13 protein-coding genes are annotated in these 19,073 nt (G+C 40.5%); 10 read left to right on the top strand and 3 right to left on the bottom strand.

Annotation, left to right across the window (positions count from 1 at the left end; all coding sequences use genetic code 11):
* The first annotated feature begins 15 nt into the window (after positions 1 to 15).
* The 4 genes from RM368_RS32450 (at position 16) to RM368_RS32435 (ending at position 4,279) form a co-directional block, all read left to right on the top strand.
* Positions 16 to 1,032 carry a hypothetical protein gene (locus tag RM368_RS32450; RefSeq protein WP_322697863.1) on the top strand — a complete coding sequence of 339 codons (1,017 nt, stop codon included), beginning with the start codon at positions 16 to 18 and terminating at the stop codon, positions 1,030 to 1,032.
* 128 nt (positions 1,033 to 1,160) lie between these two features.
* Positions 1,161 to 2,054: a glycosyltransferase family 2 protein gene (locus tag RM368_RS32445; RefSeq protein WP_322697862.1), complete on the top strand. Its 894-nt coding sequence runs from the start codon at positions 1,161 to 1,163 to the stop codon at positions 2,052 to 2,054.
* Positions 2,055 to 2,158: 104 nt separating this feature from the next.
* A complete protein-coding gene (locus RM368_RS32440; protein ID WP_322697861.1) occupies positions 2,159 to 3,310 on the top strand; it encodes a glycosyltransferase family 4 protein in 1,152 nt (383 codons plus the stop codon).
* 144 nt (positions 3,311 to 3,454) lie between these two features.
* Positions 3,455 to 4,279, top strand: coding sequence for a WecB/TagA/CpsF family glycosyltransferase (locus tag RM368_RS32435; protein ID WP_322697860.1), 825 nt, complete (start codon positions 3,455 to 3,457; stop codon positions 4,277 to 4,279).
* 283 nt (positions 4,280 to 4,562) lie between these two features.
* Here RM368_RS32435 and RM368_RS32430 read toward each other — a convergent pair whose 3' ends face one another.
* Positions 4,563 to 5,720 carry an endo-1,4-beta-xylanase gene (locus tag RM368_RS32430; RefSeq protein WP_322697859.1) on the bottom strand — a complete coding sequence of 386 codons (1,158 nt, stop codon included), beginning with the start codon at positions 5,718 to 5,720 and terminating at the stop codon, positions 4,563 to 4,565.
* Between the two features lie 190 nt (positions 5,721 to 5,910).
* On the opposite strand from RM368_RS32430, the gene RM368_RS32425 reads away from it, so the two are divergent.
* The 5 genes from RM368_RS32425 to RM368_RS32405 all read left to right on the top strand — a co-directional run bounded on the left by RM368_RS32425 (position 5,911) and on the right by RM368_RS32405 (position 15,239).
* The gene (locus tag RM368_RS32425; RefSeq protein ID WP_322697858.1) at positions 5,911 to 6,138 is read left to right on the top strand and encodes a hypothetical protein; all 228 of its coding nucleotides are present in this window, start codon (positions 5,911 to 5,913) and stop codon (positions 6,136 to 6,138) included.
* Positions 6,139 to 6,185: 47 nt separating this feature from the next.
* Entirely contained in the window at positions 6,186 to 7,043 is an 858-nt protein-coding gene (locus tag RM368_RS32420) for a nucleotidyltransferase domain-containing protein (RefSeq protein ID WP_322697857.1), read from the top strand.
* 319 nt (positions 7,044 to 7,362) lie between these two features.
* On the top strand, positions 7,363 to 10,980 hold the full coding sequence (gene nifJ, locus RM368_RS32415) for a pyruvate:ferredoxin (flavodoxin) oxidoreductase (RefSeq protein ID WP_322697856.1): 3,618 nt from the start codon (positions 7,363 to 7,365) through the stop codon (positions 10,978 to 10,980).
* A 1,132-nt stretch (positions 10,981 to 12,112) separates the two neighbouring features.
* Entirely contained in the window at positions 12,113 to 15,043 is a 2,931-nt protein-coding gene (locus RM368_RS32410) for a hypothetical protein (RefSeq protein ID WP_322697855.1), read from the top strand.
* 70 nt (positions 15,044 to 15,113) lie between these two features.
* On the top strand, positions 15,114 to 15,239 hold the full coding sequence (locus RM368_RS32405) for a hypothetical protein (RefSeq protein ID WP_322697854.1): 126 nt from the start codon (positions 15,114 to 15,116) through the stop codon (positions 15,237 to 15,239).
* Between the two features lie 64 nt (positions 15,240 to 15,303).
* Here RM368_RS32405 and RM368_RS32400 read toward each other — a convergent pair whose 3' ends face one another.
* On the bottom strand, positions 15,304 to 16,218 hold the full coding sequence (locus RM368_RS32400; protein ID WP_322697853.1) for a DUF1338 domain-containing protein: 915 nt from the start codon (positions 16,216 to 16,218) through the stop codon (positions 15,304 to 15,306).
* Positions 16,219 to 16,284: 66 nt separating this feature from the next.
* On the bottom strand, positions 16,285 to 17,604 hold the full coding sequence (locus RM368_RS32395; protein ID WP_322697852.1) for an acetyl ornithine aminotransferase family protein: 1,320 nt from the start codon (positions 17,602 to 17,604) through the stop codon (positions 16,285 to 16,287).
* A 309-nt stretch (positions 17,605 to 17,913) separates the two neighbouring features.
* Here RM368_RS32395 and RM368_RS32390 point away from each other — a divergent pair, with 309 nt between their 5' ends.
* The gene (locus RM368_RS32390; RefSeq protein WP_322697851.1) at positions 17,914 to 18,951 is read left to right on the top strand and encodes a serine/threonine-protein kinase; all 1,038 of its coding nucleotides are present in this window, start codon (positions 17,914 to 17,916) and stop codon (positions 18,949 to 18,951) included.
* The last annotated feature ends 122 nt before the right edge of the window (positions 18,952 to 19,073 follow it).

Here is a 19,073-nt window from a genome sequence, read left to right as displayed (position 1 = left end):
TCAATACTTCATACTATGTCAATACCTATAGCTTTTATAATTTGTACAGAACCTGGTCGTTTAGAAAGTCAATCTTTAATGCTTGCAGAAAGTATTCGTAAGTTCTGCGGCGAATTGAAAAATACACCTATATATAGTTTTCATCCTAGAGTAGGTGAACCGATTTTAAAGCAAACTCAACAAGCCTTTGAAGCATTACAGGTAACTCATCAACAAATCCCTATAAATCGAGAATTCCATGAATATTATTTAGCTAATAAGCCCCTAGTTTGTGCCTATGCAGAAGAAAATATCGATGCAGAAATATTGGTTTTTTTAGATAGTGATAAATGCTTTTTTTCTGAACCAAAAGAATTTTTATTGTCTGTAGATTGTAATGTGCGGATGCGTCCTGAGTATGGTCAAGGAATTGGTTCTACAGGTTTGCAAGATCCTCAAGAATGGTATTGGCAAAAACTATATGAAGTATTAGGAGTAAAGCGTGAGGTGTTTGTTGACACACCCATTGGTAATAAGAGAATCAGAGCCTACTGGAATTCTGGTTTGATTGCTGTAAGAAAAAGTGCGGGTATATTTAGAACTTGGAAAGAGAACTTTGAAAAAGTAATGCGCTTGGATATTACTCCTCCCCAGGGTATTTATTTTGTTGAGCAATCTGTTTTGTCTGTAACTTTATGTGCCTTAGAAGAAAACGTTGAACATCTTCCCCCTAATTATAGTTATCCATTACCTTTGCATAACCGTTTATCAAAAGAATTACAAATTAAACATTGGGATGATATTGTATCCATTCATTATTTCAACTTATTTTTTTATAACGATTGGCATGGACAAATAAAAAAAATGAAAAAGTTTAATGTTAATTCAAAGAAATATCAATGGTTATCTGAAGAGGTTGTTAGACTTAATATGCCTCGTGTATCAGTTTGGCATAGATATTTGTTGGGAGTCAGAAGAATGGAACAAAAACTAAAAAGTTTTAACTTAGATATTAATTTCAGTGGATGGATAGAAAACAGGGTTAAATTTTAAACTGACATCACGATATATGAAAATTAAAATTTTGATAATTGAGATTATGAATAAAATCCATCCAAAACGTATCTAAATTTATTATTTAGATTAACTCTTTCTGTACATATTATTATGAGGAAAATGAGATGAAGAAAGCGAATATAGCTGTAATTATGACATGTTATAACAGACGGAATACAACTCTTGCTTGTCTAAATGCTTTATATCAGCAAAAAAATTGTTGTGATGTTTATTTAACCGATGATGGGAGTTCTGATGGGACTACAGAGGCTGTTAAAGCAGAATATCCAGAAGTACAAATTCTTCAAGGTAATGGCAATTTATTTTGGGTGGGAGGAATGCATCTAGCTTTTAGTGAGGCAATCAAATATCAATATGATTATTATCTGTGGTTGAATGATGACACATTTTTGGAAGCCAATGCTGTGAGTAAACTATTACAGGTTCATCAAAATTTGACAGAACTTGGTTATCGAGACTCAATTGTAGTTGGTTCAACTAAAGACTCAATTACAGGAAAAGCAACCTATGGAGGAGCGGTAAAATCTAAAAAGTGGTATTCTAATAAATTTGAATTTTTAGAATCAAGCTCCGTTATCCAACAATGCGATGCTATGTATGGTAACTGCGTGCTAATTCCTAAAAGTGTTGCTGCCAAAGTTGGTAATATTGATACAGCTTTTGTTCATAGTTTAGGAGATTTAGATTATGCTCTGAGAGCGCGTAAATTGGGTTGTAAAATATGGGTAGCTCCTGGGTATATTGGTACTTGCACTAAAAACTCTATCCGCAATAGTTGGGCAGATACCAATTTAAACCTCTTAGAACGCTTGAAAAAAATACTACAAATCAAAGCTTTTCCATTGAAATCATGGACTATATTTTGTAGCAGACACTCTGGGCCATTCTGGATATTGTACTGGTTCTTACCCTATATTAGAGCAATTATTGGTTACAAAGATTTATCAACTTCTCCGACATTTTCTGAGGACATTAATCAAAGTAACTCAGAAGTTTAATCATTGCACGATAGTTATTGATGGATGGTACTTAGGGAAATTATAACTATCTTAATCGTTTGACAAATGTAATTTAAAATTATAAAATAATCAACAATTATTTTATGGGTAAACGCTTACTAATTGTTTCAACCCTCGATTCTAGTCAGCCATTTGGTGCATTTACTAGACCTTTTTATTTAGGACAATATCTTACTAAACATTTTGATGTTTTTCAGCTAGGTTTAGATTGTTCATCTGTTAATTATGCACCTTCTTTTTCTACTGGATCAAGAAGCTTGAAGTCATATATTCAATCTATAGAAAAGTGCATCGACGAGTTTTGTCCAGATATTGTGTATGCTCAAGAAACACTACCTGGATTGGCTGCTTTAATTTCACTAAAGCTAAGAAAGCACAGTAGCTCCTCTCTTGTCTTAGATTTTCATACATTTTCGCCTTATGAATACTGGATGCGCTTGTTTTCAGTTGCCAATCCTTTCAAAGAGTTTGCACAATGTATTAAGACATATATTGCTCAGGGAATTTTAATATTTTCTGGTAGTCCAATTATTGCAGCAGGTGAATCAATTCCTAAACTAATTTCCCAATGGTATGGAAAAACTCCACAACAAATTTATTCTATCGGGAACGGAGTTACTGAAGACTTACTTAATACTGAAGTTTTTCCAGATAAAGACCCCTATCAGGCATTCAGACCAGCTAAAATAGTCGTTATCATTGCTCCCAAGACATTTCAATTTCCAACTAATGATATGTCTGTATCAATGGCTATTGAGGTTGCTAAATCCCTTGAAAATTCTCAAGAAAAAGTACATTTTGTTGTCATTGGTAGGGATAATAGTGATATTTCAGAACCAATACCCTCTAACATTTCTTTTTTAGGCTTTTTACCTAAAAGGGAAGATTTTATCGCCCATCTGAAATATGCAGATATTGCTTTATTGCCATTTTCAAAACAAGCAGTAGCAGGTGGTGCTCGCAATAAAGCACTAGATTATTTCGCTAGTAGAAAATTAGTTGTATCAACGCCAGAAGGTTTGCGAGGTTTAGAAGAATTTCGCCACTTAGAACATCTGTTAGTAACAGGATACTCTAGCAGAGAAGTCGCTAACACAATACTGGATGCTGTTTCAAATATTGATAAATATCAATCACTTGTAGATACAGCATATAGTTTAATTACCGAAAAGTATTCGTGGAATGCAAAAGCACAAAATATTGCAGACATTCTCATAAGAATAAGTGCTTTTTAGTTATATTTAGATAATAATTTTTAACTAAAAACTTAGATATTTCAATATTTAAGTACTATTGTATTGAAATATTGTTGATTGATTTTACAAAACTCACCTTGACTTTGAGATAACATCTCATATTTATCAAAAGAAAAATAAGATATGAAAAAGCGATTTTCTTATAAAATTGTTGGTGCTCAAGTAGATGCACTGTCTATTCTTGACTTAAATTCATTGATTGAAGAATCTGTTGACCGGGATGAAAAATGGATTATTGCTAATCACAACTTACATAGTCTTTATCTTTTCCATAACGATCTAAAAATGCAAGCTTTTTATTCCAAAGCAGAATACACCCATATTGATAGTATGCCTTTGGTGTTTATTGGAAAGCTGTTGGGTTTTCCAATTAAACGCGAACAAAGAGTAACCTATGCTGACTGGGTATGTCCTCTGATGGCAGAAGCTGCTACTAAAGGCTGGCGTGTATTCTATTTAGGTTCAAAGCCAGGAGTTGCTGAAACAGCAGCAAATATTTTATGCCAGAAATTTCCTGGTTTACAGATTGCTTGCGCTCATGGCTATATTGATATAAATAAAGATAGTCAAGAAAATCTCGCCACTGTAGCTGCAATTAATGCTTACAAACCTCATATATTAATGGTGGGAATGGGTATGCCACGCCAAGAGTATTGGATTTACGAAAATCTTGAACATCTTGATACCAATACTATTTTGACTAGTGGAGCCTGTATGGACTATATAGCAGGAGCAATACCTACTCCTCCTCGCTGGATGGGAAAGGTGGGATTAGAATGGTTGTATCGCTTGTTGTCTGAACCGAAAAGACTTTGGAGACGTTACTTACTAGAGCCTTGGTTTGTTGGCACATTATTTTTACGAGAAATTTGGAGTATCTCAAGTGAACGAAAAAAAAATAACCTTCTGGTATTTATAAGTACGAAATTTCAAAAGTTCGTAGCTTGATTGAGTCTCTTAGACTCTTACCAGTAGGTCGCTCAATTTGTCACGAATTTATGAAATTTTGTACTAAGATTTCATGATTGATTAGTCAGGAAGTCTTATTCAACTTTCATAATCGTGAAAAACTAAAAATATTTGCATTTATTTTGCTTAGAATAATACTTAAAAATACTATAGCAGTTCCCGGCATAGTGAGGTACATTTTCAAAGCTACTAAGCTTGGTAAACAAGATTTGGATGTACCTCAGTTGCTGAGGAAATACTATGTTTATGCCTAAGTGGAGTATTAAGTTGATTCCTGAAAAGCCTGGGCTATAGCATTGCGAGCTGGTTTAGATTGCAGGTTCTCATCGAAGGGAAGCGGACGCAGAAATTTCCAGAGACTTGGATTGTTTCTAAAGGTTTTTTTTGGCATCCACTTAGGGTGACGTATCCAGGTATGACGGTCGGTAAGTCCCCATGTAATCACAGTATCGACTTGATTCTCAAAGCAGAGGTCAAGATATCGCTTGTAACTATCGGCTACCATTTGGTCTAGGCTTTTGATACTATCGGGTAGCGGGTTATCAATGATAATATCTAATTCTGTAATTATTGGTTTCACTTCAAGATCGTTAAGCCGTTTTAAGACTGAATTAAGTCCTTTCTCGTCAAAAGGATATGCAGTAGAAAACCATAGATGTGATTGGAGACCTGCCCCGTCAATTTTAACGCCACTATTTTTCAGATATTCGACCATTTTTAAGAAACGATCTGATTTCCATGTAGCGCCTTCGATGCCGAAATCATTAAGGTAAAATTTCTTGCTGTTATCAACTGAAGCAGCAATTAAAAATAAGTCTCGAATTAATTCTGGTTTTACCCCTTTACGCAAACCGATTGTTGCATTATCAGTTTCATTTTCACTATCAGCGATAATTTCATTGGCAATGTCCCAAGACTTTAAAACCGGACTATTGCGATAATGCCCCATGACTCCTTTGACATGGCGTTCGATCATCCTAAGTGTAGGAGGGTATGTTGCCCAATCTGGTCTTCCCATGTGCCAGAAAAGAGTATGCCCATGCATATCTATATTATGCTTTTGGCAGAAATCAGCGATCGCATCTGCTGATTCAAAGGTAAATTGTCCTGGCTGTGGTTCAGTGGCGTCCCATTTTAATTCACCATTCGGTGTCACAATCGAACATTCACGAGCCATGAGACTCGCGTAATCCTTATCTTTGAGCAAAAATTCATTAGAAATTGCTGCACCATAACGTTTTCCTTTGGCGGCAGCTAATTGCCGAAGGGGAGAATTTAAATTTTTATTTGTATAATCTGCTGCAATAGCATTCGTATTTTGGTCTTGTTTTTGGTTATCCTTTTGTAAAAACCCCATAGTTAATAAGGCAGAAAGGGTTGTGTATCCTGCTCTCCTTAAAAAATGTCTCCGATAAGTCATAAATTACACTTAATAAAAAATCCATTGATTATTATTTTACCGTATAAAAAAGATACTGGTTCTTATTTGACTGTTCTATCTCCAGAATTTACGGAGTATTTCCAAATCAAATCATAGTTTCATACTTAAGTGCCAAAGATGAAAATTGAGAAATATTACATCTAAGGCAAAACAGATTAAACTATAACGCATGTTCGATTTAGATCGATTAACCGTGTTTTTACATACCAGCAGTCAATATGCTAATGTAACATTAGTAATTGCAGCTAGTGCTATTACGGCTGAAATTATTGTTTATGGGATTTCTCAGTTTGGGTTAGTTGGTCAAGCTGAGAAATCTGAGCCAGTTGAAACCACACCCAACATTCAAAAAGTAGCTGCATTAGGACGGCTAGAACCAAGAAGCAGAGGTAATTAGTTTGTTTGCGCCCTTGGCATTGGATGGCGATCGCAATGCAAAAATCTATGAATAAAGAATTGCCTCAATTTATTAACCATATTGTTTCAAGTTTGCGATCGATTGAGGGAATTATAGCGATCGCACTGGGTGGTTCGCGGGCACGGGGCAACCATACCCTAAAGTCAGATGTGGATTTGGGAATTTATTACAATCCAGAAAACCCGCTTGATTTAATTGCTCTAAATCGCCTCGCTTGTGAGCTTGATGATAACCATCGCGTAAATTTGATTACTGCGATCGGAGGATGGGGAAAGTGGATTAACGGTGGTGGTTGGCTAAAGGTTCAAGGTGTAGGTGTGGATTTTCTCTATCGCGATTTGGTGAAGGTAAATCGTGTCATTGATGATTGCCATAACGGGCGCATTACTATTGATTATCAACCAGGACACCCTCATGGCTTTGTGTCCTCTATTTATATGGGGGAAATTGCTTTTTGTCAGGCACTTTACGACCCCGATGGTGTTTTAGAAGCTTTGAAGGTAAAAACAAAACCGTATCCAGTTGGCCTGAAACAGGCAACTATTGATACTTTCGCCTGGGAAATAAGTTTCTCGCTGTTAGTCGCAAAAAAGGCGATCGCACGCGATGATGTTGTTTACGCAGCAGGTTGTTGTTTCCGCAGTGTGGCGTGTATGAATCAAGTTTTATTCGCGCTCAATGAAGATTACCTGTTGAATGAAAAAGGAGCAATCGCAATTGCTAATAAGTTTACTATTTGCCCGCAGGACTATCAACAACGGGTTGAGCGAGCGTTTGCACTTTTAGCTGCCGATGTAAAATCAATAACTGAGGCGATCGCGATTCTTGAGGCGATTGAGGATGATTTGAGTCAATGGTATGGAAATCGGCGATTAGCAATGTAATATTCCCGTCCCTGTACCCCACAAAAAAGAATAAATTATCTAAAAGTCTTTTAAAACAAAGACTTTGGTCATTGAGTACATTATTAATACATATTAATAGATGCAGTATTGCAGATGAGATATTAATAGATGCAGTATTGATTGAAAGTTAATTTAAGAGCCTAAAGGTATCAACAAACTATCCTTGAAACACGGAGTAAATCCTACTGTGAAATCTTTAATGCAGATAATACACTTACTTTCTAGTACTGGCTATTTCTGATTCTTATATTCACGTGTTCTGATAATACAGCTTAGAGGCGGGGACAACAATCATATTATGAACAAAACCTTTGCAACCATCGACGGGAATGAGGCTGTTGCCCGTGTTGCTTACAAATTAAATGAAGTAATTGCCATTTATCCCATCACCCCCTCTTCAGCAATGGGTGAATGGGCAGATGCTTGGTCAGCAGAAGGTCGTCCCAACCTCTGGGGTACTATTCCTAGCGTCGTGCAGATGCAAAGCGAAGGGGGAGCGGCTGGTGCTGTACATGGAGCATTGCAAACAGGTTCTCTGAGTACTACCTTCACGGCATCTCAGGGATTATTGTTGATGATACCCAACTTCTACAAAATTGCTGGTGAGTTGACTAGCGCCGTGGTTCACGTTGCTGCCCGCTCTTTGGCTACTCATGCTTTATCAATTTTTGGCGACCATAGCGACGTAATGGCAGCTCGTGCGACTGGCTTTGCTCTGCTGTGTTCCGCTTCGGTGCAAGAAAGTCAAGATTTTGCTCTTATTGCTCATGCTGCTACTTTAGAGGCGCGAGTCTCCTTTATGCATTTCTTTGATGGCTTCCGCACATCACATGAAGTGCAGAAAGTCAAACTGCTTTCAGATGATGATTTGCGATCGCTCATCCACGATAACTTAATACTCGCTCACCGCAGCCGCGCCCTCACCCCAGATCGTCCCGTATTGCGCGGTACTGCTCAAAACTCCGATGTCTACTTCCAAGGACGTGAAGGTGCTAACCCTTATTACAACGCCTGTCCAGAAATTGTCCAGCGCATCATGGATGAATTTGGAGAACGCACGGGAAGGCATTATCAAATCTATGAATATTACGGCGCTAAGGATGCCGATGGCGTTATTGTTCTGATGGGTTCAGGTTGTGAAACCGTCCATGAAACAGTAAATTACCTGAACGCCCGTGGTGAAAAACTTGGCGTAGTGAAAGTGCGACTTTACCGCCCCTTTGATGTCCAAAGGTTTATTGCAGTATTACCAACTAGTGTACAAGCGATCGCAGTTCTCGATCGCACCAAAGAAGCAGGTAGCGCCGGTGAGCCTCTCTATCTTGATGTAGTTGCAGCTTTGTATGAGGGGTGGGGAGCAGGGGAGCAGGGGAGCAGAGGAGCAGAGGAGAAATTAAGATTAGATTTCCCTCTGCCTAAAATCATCGGTGGTCGTTATGGTCTTTCATCTAAGGAATTTACTCCGGCAATGGTGAAGGGCATTTTTGACAATCTTGCTCAAGCTAAACCGAAAAATCACTTTACGATTGGGATTAATGACGACGTTAGTCATACTTCTTTGAGCTTTGACCCTAATTTCTCTACAGAATCGGATAATGTTGTTCGGGCAATGTTCTATGGGCTAGGTGCTGATGGTACTGTTGGCGCTAATAAAAATTCTATTAAGATTATTGGTGAAGAAACCGATAATTACGCCCAAGGCTACTTTGTCTTTGACTCCAAGAAATCTGGCTCAATGACCGTCTCTCACCTCCGCTTCGGTAAAGAGCCAATTCGTTCCACCTACTTAATTGACCAAGCCAACTTTATTGGTTGTCATCACTGGGGATTTCTGGAACGCATAGATATTTTGAAGGCTGCTATTCCTGGGGCAACTTTGCTGCTTAACAGTCCTTATGATGCGGATACCGTTTGGGAATATCTGCCGCTAAAGGTGCAGCAGCAAATTATCGATAAGCATTTGAAATTATATGTGATAAATGCCAGCCAGGTTGCCCGTGAAAGTGGCATGGGTGGCAGAATTAACACCATTATGCAAGTATGCTTCTTTGCCTTAGCGGGTGTCTTGCCGCAAGAAGAAGCGATCGCTAAAATCAAACAAGCGATTGAGAAAACTTACGGGAAAAAAGGTGTAGAAGTTGTCCGCATGAACTTGCAAGCTGTAGATAATACCTTAGACAACTTGCATAAAGTAGATGTCCCACAAACAATCCACATTTCTAACTCCTCACTTCTAACTCCTAACTCCTCACTTAACTCTGCTCCCGAATTTGTGCGAGAAGTTCTAGGCAAAATCATGGTGTGGGAAGGTGATGATTTACCTGTTAGCACCCTACCTGTTGATGGTACATTTCCCGTAGGTACTGCCAAGTGGGAAAAACGTAACGTTGCCGAAGAGATACCTGTATGGGAACCGGATGTCTGCGTACAATGCGGTAAGTGCGTCATGGTTTGTCCCCACAGTGCCATTCGTGCAAAAGCTTATCAAGCGGATGAGTTAGTCAATGCACCAGAAACCTTTAAGTCAACCGGTGCAAAAGATAAAGACTTTGCCAATCAAAAATTTACTATTCAAGTGGCCCCAGAAGACTGCACGGGATGCACGATTTGCGTGCATATTTGCCCTGCTAAAGATAAATCTGAGCCATCGCTCAAAGCGATTAACATGGCAAAGCAGTTGCCTTTACAAGAACAAGAGCGAAAAAACTGGGATTTCTTCTTGAGTTTACCTAATCCTGACAGGCGATCGCTAAAATTAAACCAGATTCGCCAACAACAATTGCAAGAACCTTTATTTGAATTCTCTGGTGCTTGTGCAGGTTGTGGTGAAACACCTTACTTAAAATTATTAACACAATTGTTTGGCGATCGCGCCGTCATTGCCAATGCAACAGGTTGTTCTTCAATATATGGTGGGAATCTTCCTACAACTCCTTGGACAACTAACGCCCAAGGACGCGGCCCCGCGTGGTCTAATAACTTATTTGAAGATAACGCCGAATTCGGTTTTGGCTTCCGTCTTTCCCTCGACAAACAAGCTGAGTTTGCGGCACAATTATTGCAACAACTGGGAAGTGGGGAAATAGTTTCTGAGGATTTAGTTCAATCTATTCTCAAAGCTGAACAAAAATCTGAGGCTGACATTTGGGAACAGCGCGAAAGAATAGAACTGTTGCAGCAGAAGTTAGATGAAATCGTAACTTTCGATCCTAATCTCAAATCTAAAATCGAAAATCTCAAATCCCTTGCAGATTACTTGGTGAGAAAAAGCGTCTGGATTGTTGGCGGGGATGGTTGGGCTTATGATATCGATTTTGGCGGTATCGATCATGTAATTGCTAGTGGTCGAAATGTCAATATCTTGGTGATGGATACAGAAGTGTATTCTAATACAGGCGGTCAATCTTCTAAAGCGACGCCAAAAGCCGCAGTTGCAAAATATGCCGCCAGTGGTAAGCCAGCACCTAAGAAAGACTTAGGGATGATTGCCATGACTTACGGAAATGTCTACGTAGCGAGTGTAGCGCTTGGTGCTAGAGACGAACATACCCTGAAAGCATTTTTAGAAGCAGAAGCTTATAATGGCCCATCAATAATTATTGCTTACAGCCATTGCATTGCCCACGGCATTAATATGACCACAGGAATGAATCATCAGAAAACTCTGGTAGAATCAGGTCGTTGGTTGCTGTATCGGCATAATCCAGAGTTGCTGAACCAGGGTAAAAATCCATTGCAATTGGATATGCGATCGCCTACGCAATCTGTAGAACATTCGATGTATCAAGAAAATCGTTTCAAAATGCTCACCAAGAGCAAACCTGACGTTGCCAAATACTTATTAGAACAAGCTCAAGCTGAAGTAGATGCCCGTTGGCAGATGTACCAATATCTGGCAAAACGCGATATTCTCTGAATATTAACCCTAATTTTAGTTATAAAAATTGCGACTTAACTAACTCAAGTCGCAATTTTCGTTATAAAAACCCATTTTTTTTGTTACAAACATCAGAATTTTTGTTACAAAAAACCATTTTGGTTACTAAATTCATTATTTTTGTGACAAACATTAGAATTTTCGTTATAAAAAAACCATTTTGGTTACTAAATTCATTATTTTCGTGACAAACATCAGAGTTTTCGTTACAAAAGCACCATTTTAGCTACTCAAATCGTTATTTTCGTTACTAACACTATGGTTTAAGGTGTGTTGAACCCAAACTTTAGTCAACAAACGCGCAAATGTTGGGTTTCATTCCTCAACACAATCTATAAAAAGAGTGCAATGTCTACGATGGACTGTGACGCTCGAATGCAAGAGCCTGTTGCAAACCAGACTCACTAACGCAACTCTTGGAGACGCTGCGTGTAGCTTGTTTCCCCGTAGAGATACGCTATCGGTGACGTAAAAACTTTATATAGCACTTCCTAAAATTCACTATAACTTTATCAAAATCACACCCAGCTTCTTGACAATGCTTAGATATTTATAAGAGTATTTAAGTGATTTAACGGTTATCAAAGTAATTTTTGCTTGCAAAGTCAGATCGGTTAACTAGCTGACACCAAAAGAGTACTGTCAATACAATTCGTAATTGTAATCTTGTAATTCGTGATTAAATTTTATAATTACGAATTAGAATTACAAATTACAAATTATTCAATTACTGCGATCGGTCAGATGTGGCAGCAGAGAGGCATCAAAGAGAGTAAGCGGGGAAATATTAATAGATAGCTCAATTTTAGAAGAGAGCAGGTGCGATCGCCCAATCTACAACGCAGTAACAAATTGACAATTTAATGGCAGTGCGGTAAAGGCTGGAAGAGCAAATTAGATTAGGATTTTCGTAAAAAATTCTGACCAAGCAGCTTGGTACTCAGCCTCATAGTACAGATTGGTGTAAATGAGCCACCCTTATAAAATGTCTAAAATTCTTATGCAATGGGAATTACGAATTACCCGTTCATGCAGCGTCTTGTAGAGAAGCGGTACAAGTATCTTTGCTAATGACCAAGGACAAATAACTTATAAAAACTAAACTGGAGACATGATGGCAAATTCAACTTTTAACCTTTTAAATCTCAACGCCACTCAGGGCTTTGCTATTAACGACATCAATAAAGGTGACAGTGCACGAAGTTCTGTCAGCAATGCGGGAGACATAAATGGCGACGGCATCGACGATGTGATTATCGGGGTATTCCTTGCTTCCCCCAACGGCTTATACAGTTCAGGGCAGAGCTACGTGGTGTTTGGCAGCAAAGGCGGTTTTGATGACGAATTCAGCCTTTCCTCCCTCAACGGCACCAATGGCTTTACTATCAACGGCATCAATGAAGGTGACTTCTTAGGCTCTGTCAGCAATGCAGGAGATATAAACGGCGACGGCATCGACGATGTGATTATTGGTGCAAGGTCTGCTAACCCGAACGGCTCCAATTCAGGGCAGAGCTACGTGGTGTTTGGCAGCAAGTCTGGTTTTGATGCCCAATTTAACCTCTCTACCCTCAACGGAACTAATGGCTTTACTATCAACGGCATCAATGAAAGTGACTTCTCAGGCTGGTCTGTCAGCAGTGCGGGAGACATCAACGGCGACGGCATCGACGACCTAATTATCGGGGCAGGCTTTGCTGACCCTAACGGCTCTGATTCAGGGCAGAGCTACGTGGTGTTTGGCAGCAAGAACGGTTTTGATGCCCAATTCAACCTCTCAACCCTCAATGGCACTAATGGCTTTGCCATCAACGGCATCGAAGAAAGTGACTTCTCAGGCTGGTCTGTCAGCAGTGCCGGAGACATCAACGGTGACGGCATCGACGACCTGATTATCGGGGCATTCCTTGCTGACCCCAACGGCTTCGGTTCAGGCTTCGGTTCAGGGCAGAGCTACGTGGTGTTTGGCAGCAAGAACGGTTTTGATGCCCAATTTAACCTCTCCACGCTCAACGGCACTAATGGCTTTATTATCAACGGCATCAATCAAGAAGACCGTTTAGGCTCGTCTGTCAGTAGTGCCGGAGATATCAACGGCGACGGCATCGACGACTTGATTATCGGGGCACCAGATGCCAGGCCCAACGGCAATTCCTCAGGGCAGAGCTACGTGGTGTTTGGTAGCAAGGGCGGTTTTGATGCTCAATTCAACCTCTCTACCCTCAACGGCATTAATGGCTTTACTATCAACGGCACTAATATAATTTACTACTCAGGCTCGTCTGTCAGCAGCGCGGGAGACATCAACGGCGACGGCATCGACGACCTGATTATCGGGGGAGGATTGGGTTTAGGGGAGAGCTACGTAGTGTTTGGTAGCAAGGACGGTTTTCGTCCCCAACTCGACCTCTCCACCCTCAACGGCACTAATGGCTTTACCATCAAAAGCGCCACAGGTAGCTTATTTAGCTCCGCTGTCAGCAGCAGTGCGGGAGATATCAACAGTGACGGCATCGACGACCTGATTGTCAGCACACTATATGGCGACTTCAGCGGACCTTTTTATAACTCATTGCAGAACACCTACGTGGCGTTTGGCAACCGCGCTCCCGTACTCGATCTCAACGGCAATTCAGAGAAAATTGATTTTAGCACTACCTTTAGCGGTACTCCCGTCTCCATCCTCGATCGCAATTTCACCCTAAGTGACAATAATACTACCTTAGCTGGTGTCACCATTACCATTACTAATCTTTTTAATGGCGCAGCCGAAAGTCTTAATGCCACTGCTATTGGTAACATCACTTCTACCTACAACCCCACGACGGGCACTCTCACCCTGAGCGGCACAGATACCATTGACAATTACCGACAAGTTCTTAACAGCCTTACCTACAATAATACTGCTGCCGCTACTGCTAACACTACAATTGAGTTTGTCGTTAATGACGGGCAAGGTTTTAATAATACCAGTGCAGTAGCAACTACCACCTTGGGTATTGTCCAGAAATTCATCACGGGAACTAAGAGTGCAGATATCCTTATCGGCACACTCAACAATAACATTATCGATGGAAAAGCTAGTAACGATATCCTCACAGGTAACGGTGGTCAAGATAAATTTATCTTTCTCCCTAGCGATGGTATCGACACCATCACCGACTTTGGCGGCGTTGGCAAAGGCACAAATCCTTCATCAGGGGTGATTTATCAAGTTGACACGCTGAACTTTACAGGATTGGGATTGACTGCTAAAAATCTGCAATTAACTCAAAATGGTAACAATCTAGAAGTCACTTTTGAAGATATCGCCAACACCAAAGTCATCCTGCAAGACTTTCAACTAGAATACTTGGATAATTTACCAGTATTAGGTAGCAGAGCTGCGATCGGCAATATCCTGTTTGATGGACAGACTAACATCACTGACAGTTTTGATGTCTTCGATGCCAACTCCACTCAAACTAACTTGTTTAATAAGAACACGGTGACATTCCTCAATGACCTTAACAATAACATTACAGGTTTTTACGATTCCAATGATGTGATTAATGGTCAGGGAGGTGATGATATCATCAACGGCAAGAGTGGCAACGATTTGCTACGAGGCGGCGCTGGTAATGATACCCTCATTGGTAATGATGATACCCTCATTAGTGGTGAAGACTATGATACTCTCGTTGGCGGTGCAGGTGCTGATAGATTTGTGTACAAAAAGGATTTTTCCAAACTTTCTCCTTCTACTCTTGTAGTAAATACCATTAGTGACTTTAATAGTTCTGAAGGTGACAAGATTGTACTGGATATAACTTTCTTTAATGCCATTACCTCTGTTGCGGGAAATGGTTTTAGTAATACCAGTGATTTTCAAGTCACTAATTTAGCAGGCACTAGCACGGCGAAAATTGTCTATGACGCTGTGAGTGGGCAGTTGTTTTACAACCAAAATGGCAGTGCGGCTGGTTTTGGCAGTGGTGGTCTATTTGCAACTCTAACTGGTGCGCCAACTCTCACTGCATCAGATTTTGTCTTGCAAGTGTAGTTTGTCCAAAAGACGAAACTACTAGCTCGGAATTTTGAAATTGAATCCTTTACTAATACCAATTCAATTAATGATTGCAACACATTTTTGGGTAAAGACGCGACGCCAGTCGCTACAACGGGGAGCCACTGTGTTGGGCGGCTTTGCCGACTTGAAGCAAGTGGCGTGGGAACCCCCGCAACGCGCTGGCTCATGAATCGCGTCTCTACAAATGGTCTATTTGTTGCATTCTTTTTTCCAATTGGTATAACAACTCTCGACTATTTAGATAGACGAGTCATTTCAAACAATTGTTGGGCATTACTTCCTAGAAAAGCATCGAAAAGTACCTGCTTTCCAGATTCCATTTCTACTAGATAGCGCTGGGCAATTTCATAATATGCGTAAGTCCAAGGAATCTGAATTTCTGCACCACTGTTATCATCTAATACTGTCACTATTTCGGTGACTGCTTGAGTCGCAGTTTGCCGCAAACCACAAGCAATATTTCCCTCTATCTCTGCTTTCATTGGTACACCCAGGTTAGCTAAAGCACTGGCGGTGGTATCAATATCTGGATACTCTGGAGTATTTTGGCCGTTGACGTAGCCTGTAAAGTGGTTGACGGCATATCCATGCAGCAACACCCAAGCCCCATACTGAGTAACCTGATTCACCTCTTCGACAACAGAACGCTGGGGAGGTAGCCAAGGACGGGTGAAGACTTGCTGGAGTTGTTTGGCGATAATTTCCAAGTCCGCGTCTTTTTGCAGAAGAGTAAGGGGGGAGATGAGTTTGTCTGGGATTGAAGATACTGTTTTAGAGATGAGTTGGGCAATATTATTAGGCAATTCCTCGACAATCAACTCGCTGATAAACAGCTTGGGTAAATTAAATTCCTCTTGCTGCGGATGATGATAATGACGGGCGTACAAATGAGTTTGAGCAAAAATATACTCTCCAGCCGCCACATAACCCAAAGCTTCTGCAAGTTGTGCGAGGTAGTCAATTCCTAAGTTAAGTTTACCTTGTGGAGTATCTACTAATAAACGCAAAGACCGAAAGGCAATGTGGTCGTTGGCGACAGTCCCACCCGCAGTAGTAATCATTTGCTGGTAGGTACGGGCATGATTTACCCTAGCGCTGTATTCTTGCCAAAGTAATTTCCATAAATTAAGGGCTATTTTATTTGTCATTTGTCATTTGTCATTTGTCATTGGACATTAAGCACTGGTTATTTCTTTTTTGTTCCCCCTAATATTTTAAGAACTTAAAATCTCGCTGATAATTTGAAGGGCAGTTTGAATTTGGTTGCTGTCGATAACTAGAGGGGGACAAAAACGAATTGCTCCTTTACCGCAACCTAGCAATAATAAACCGCGTAAAAAAGCTTCTTGAATAATGCGATCGCGCAATTTACAATCGAGATTACGCTGTTCATCTAATAAATCTACCGCTACCATCAAACCTTTACCTCGTGGCGGCGATACTCTTGGAAATCTTTGATGTAACTGGGTAAGACTAGCTTGTAAGAATTCTCCCATCTGGGTAGCGTTGGTCATCAAACCACTTTCTAGCAGTCGCAGTGTGGCAATACCAGCAGCACAAGCTACGGGATTACCGCCAAATGTAGTAGCGTGAGAACCAGGAGGCCAAGTCATTAACTCTGGTCTAGCAAGTATTGCTCCTAATGGCATACCACTGGCGATACCTTTGGCAGTAGTAATGATATCAGGCATCACATTCCAATGCTCGATCGCAAATAAGCGACCAGTCCGCCCCATTCCTGCTTGTACTTCATCCACTACCATCAGAATACCGTGGCGATCGCATATCTCCCGAATTCGCTGCAAGAAACCATCTTCGGGTACGATATATCCACCTTCTCCTTGAATCGGTTCGACGACGATCGCCGCTACTTCTGGCGGTGGTAAAATCGTCGTAAATAGCTGTTGTTCCAAGTAATCTAAGCTAGCGTGAGTGCCATAAGGGATATGAGTTACCCCAGGAACTAAAGGCCCAAAGTTAGCTCGCTGCACTGCTTTGGAACCAGTCAGAGACATCGCTCCATAAGTGCGTCCGTGAAATGCGCCTAAGAAGGCTACGATTAGCGATCGCTTGGTGTAATATCGAGCTAGTTTGATTGCTCCTTCGTTGGATTCTGCCCCGGAATTGGTGAAAAATATCTTTGCAGGAAACCCAGCATTACCTTGTGGGTGGGGAAAGGGAGCGCGAATTGCTAATTGTTCCGCTAGTTCCACCATCGGCTCATAATAAAAATCCGTCCCTGACATGTGCAACAGCCGCGCCGACTGTTCTTGAATTGCCTTGACAACTTCTGGGTGAGCGTGTCCGGTAGCGGTGACAGCAATACCTGCGGTCATATCCAGAAATACATTGCCATCCACATCTTCTACCATACAACCCTGACCGCGAGATACAACTAACGGATAATCGCGGGTGTAAGAAGGAGAAGTTACGGCGCGATCGCGTTGTACAATTGCTTGAGCGCGAGGCCCAGGTAAAGAAGTTACTAAACGGGGTGTACGAGGTAAATTTAAGTTAATAGGAATACTTAACATAATGTTTTTCTATTTTTTAAAGATTACTGATGATTAAACGCTAAAGCTTGATTGCTGACAGTAGCATTTGATGCCATTGATGTAGAAATTACGCATTTAACGAAAAAGCTTTATAGTAAAGATTTTCGTATTTTGTAAGACTTTGCCCGTGTTTATAACACAACTTCTGCGATCGCGTCATATTACATTTTTTGAAGCAAGCATAACAGCTGTACAAGCTACAGAACATTTATTGAGAGAACCTGTTTTACATCCACAGGAGAATTGCTGTATGCAAAAATTAATATAACTTTCTGAGATAATCAACGAATGACTTGGGTATCTGGACAAAAGTTACACCGCGATCGGTATGAAATTAAGCAACAGTTAGGACAGGGGAACTTCGCTATTACTTATCTTGCTGAGGATCGGGATGGCAAGAATGTTGTGATTAAAACATTGGATTCCAATTTGCTCAATCAATTAAGTAACGAAGATCGCGATCGCTTAAAATCAGGTTTTGCAGATGAATCCCGTAAACTAGCAATATGCAAACATCCGAATATTGTCCAAGTCATTGATACCTTCGAGTCAGGTGATTTAAAATGCATGGTCATGGAGTATATTCCAGGAGATAATTTAGCTAAGATTGTCCAACCGCGAGGATTTATCCCTGAAAAAGAGGCTTTAGATTACATCCAACAAATTGGAAAAGCACTCACAGTAGTGCATGAACAAGGATTTTTGCATCGAGATGTGAAACCTGAAAATATCATTTTGCGGGCGGGTACGCATCTGGTTGTTTTGATAAACTTCGACTTAGCACGAAGATTTGTTGATAACCCAGTATCAAGTCGCGGCAACTTAGTTGACAAATTTACACCAATTGAATTGTATTCCAACTCTCCTAGACAACAGGCGCGGCGTAAACCTTGGACTGATATTTATTCTCTGGCGGCAACTTTATATTTTTTATTAACAGGAAAACAGCCAGAAAGTGCTATTGAGCGCCAAGATAATAATAAGCGTTTAATTCCACCTAACGAATTGAACGATCAGATTAGCGATCGCGTCAATCAAGCGATTCTCCACGCAATGGAACTACAACCCGACAACCGTCCCGAAACAGTAGAAGACTGGTTAAAGGAATTGGGTTCAAACACAGCAAGTTTTTCTCTTCCCAAACTTCTTTGGGCACAACCTTTGTGGGCACGGATATTAGAAATTATGGGTGTATTAGCATTATTTGCAGCCTTGATATCAGGAATCAAAGATGGCACAGACTTATTTAAAGATTGGTTTCCAGGCAAACCAGCACCCCCGATACAACAAACCCCATCATCTTCCACTCAACCACAAAATAGGTAGTAGGCCACGTCTACGCAAAAGTTAGTTTTGAAGTCACATTTGTTGCTTTTGCGACTTCAAAAGTTAGTTTTAACGTGAGTTCGACGGGTTGAAAAAAGCCCAAAAAAAAGCTGAGACTAGAA

The organism is Nostoc sp. DedSLP03 (assembly GCF_034530815.1).
In the GTDB taxonomy this organism is placed as follows: domain Bacteria; phylum Cyanobacteriota; class Cyanobacteriia; order Cyanobacteriales; family Nostocaceae; genus Nostoc.
Note: the sequence above shows the minus strand (reverse complement) of the source record. Positions and strands in the feature narration are given on the sequence as shown.

Coding starts and splice junctions, on each gene's coding strand:
- nifJ (WP_322697856.1), top strand. CDS start 7,363: ATGAACAAAACCTTTGCAACCATCGACGGGAATGAGGCTGTTGCCCGT.
- RM368_RS32405 (WP_322697854.1), top strand. CDS start 15,114: ATGATTGCAACACATTTTTGGGTAAAGACGCGACGCCAGTCGCTACAA.
- RM368_RS32420 (WP_322697857.1), top strand. CDS start 6,186: ATGAATAAAGAATTGCCTCAATTTATTAACCATATTGTTTCAAGTTTG.
- RM368_RS32400 (WP_322697853.1), bottom strand. CDS start 16,218: ATGACAAATAAAATAGCCCTTAATTTATGGAAATTACTTTGGCAAGAA.
- RM368_RS32445 (WP_322697862.1), top strand. CDS start 1,161: ATGAAGAAAGCGAATATAGCTGTAATTATGACATGTTATAACAGACGG.
- RM368_RS32450 (WP_322697863.1), top strand. CDS start 16: ATGTCAATACCTATAGCTTTTATAATTTGTACAGAACCTGGTCGTTTA.
- RM368_RS32410 (WP_322697855.1), top strand. CDS start 12,113: ATGATGGCAAATTCAACTTTTAACCTTTTAAATCTCAACGCCACTCAG.
- RM368_RS32390 (WP_322697851.1), top strand. CDS start 17,914: ATGACTTGGGTATCTGGACAAAAGTTACACCGCGATCGGTATGAAATT.
- RM368_RS32435 (WP_322697860.1), top strand. CDS start 3,455: ATGAAAAAGCGATTTTCTTATAAAATTGTTGGTGCTCAAGTAGATGCA.
- RM368_RS32430 (WP_322697859.1), bottom strand. CDS start 5,720: ATGACTTATCGGAGACATTTTTTAAGGAGAGCAGGATACACAACCCTT.
- RM368_RS32425 (WP_322697858.1), top strand. CDS start 5,911: ATGTTCGATTTAGATCGATTAACCGTGTTTTTACATACCAGCAGTCAA.
- RM368_RS32395 (WP_322697852.1), bottom strand. CDS start 17,604: ATGTTAAGTATTCCTATTAACTTAAATTTACCTCGTACACCCCGTTTA.
- RM368_RS32440 (WP_322697861.1), top strand. CDS start 2,159: ATGGGTAAACGCTTACTAATTGTTTCAACCCTCGATTCTAGTCAGCCA.